Consider the following 1,097-nt stretch of genomic DNA (forward strand, 5'->3'; position numbering starts at 1 on the left):
AGATCTGGTAATTTAGGTGTGTTAGATTATTTAAAAATGAAAAATATTGAAGCAGATACTTCAATGAGAGATTCAATTTCTAAATCATCACCAGATAAACCAACTAAAAAATAAATAAAAAAGGAGCTTAAATAGCTCCTTTTTTTTGCCTTCAATAATTACGTTTCGAGAGGAATGAAACATTCGTATCTTCAATTGGTCTTCGTGATCGTATAAAGCAGTTCTTGAAAATCCGGATTCTATTTCTAAAGTAGTATTAGAAAAAGGATTGGATGCCGGTAAATTTTATACATTGATATTGCCGATGTTGAAACAGTTAAAAACTTTGGTGCTGTATTTCAAATGGACCAGGCGGAAGCTGATAAAAATATTGGTCAGGCAAAAGCTGATGAAAGAAGAGCTATGGCGGTTGCATTAGAACAAGAAATGAAAGCGAAAGCACAAGAAGCAAGAGCTAAAGTAATCGAAGCTGAAGCTGAGGTACCATTAGCTATGGCAGATGCTATCAGATCGGGTAATTTAGGTGTGTTAGATTATTTAAAAATGAAAAATATTGAAGCAGATACATCAATGAGAGATTCAATTTCTAAATCATCACCACATAAACCAAATAAAAAATAAATAAAAAAAGGAGCTTCAATAGCTCCTTTTTTTTTGCCTTCAATTAATTACGTTTCGAGAGGAATGAAACATTCGTATCTTCAATTGGTCTTCGTGATCGTATAATGCACTTCTTGAAAATCCGGATTCTATTTCTAAAGTAGTATTAGAAAAAGGATTGGATGCCGGTACAGCGTTCGAAATTTTATCCATTGATATTGCTGATGTCGATATAGGTAAAAACATTGGTGCTGTTCTTCAAATGGACCAGGCTGAGGCTGATAAAAATATTGCTCAGGTAAAAGCTGAGGAAAGAAGAGCTATGGCGGTTGCATTAGAACAAGAAATGAAAGCGAAAGCACAAGAAGCAAGAGCTAAAGTAATCGAAGCTGAAGCTGAGAGACCATTAGCTATGGCAGATGCTTTCAGATCTGGTAATTTAGGTGTGTTAGATTATTTAAAAATGAAAAATATTGAAGCAGATACTTCAATGAGAG

At 34.1% G+C, this 1,097-nt stretch carries 3 protein-coding genes; all 3 read left to right on the forward strand.

The features are described 5' to 3' along the window. On the forward strand, positions 1-114 hold a 114-nt coding region (locus OM075_RS25140), incomplete at its 5' end, for a flotillin-like FloA family protein (RefSeq protein WP_301193321.1). 228 nt (positions 115-342) lie between these two features. Beyond that, positions 343-621 carry a flotillin-like FloA family protein gene (locus tag OM075_RS25145; RefSeq protein WP_301193319.1) on the forward strand — a complete coding sequence of 93 codons (279 nt, stop codon included), beginning with the start codon at positions 343-345 and terminating at the stop codon, positions 619-621. 157 nt (positions 622-778) lie between these two features. Then, the coding region (locus OM075_RS25150; RefSeq protein WP_301193320.1) for a flotillin-like FloA family protein at positions 779-1,097 on the forward strand (319 nt) is incomplete at its 3' end.

This window comes from Plebeiibacterium sediminum (genome assembly GCF_026013605.1).
GTDB lineage: Bacteria > Bacteroidota > Bacteroidia > Bacteroidales > Marinilabiliaceae > Saccharicrinis > Saccharicrinis sediminus.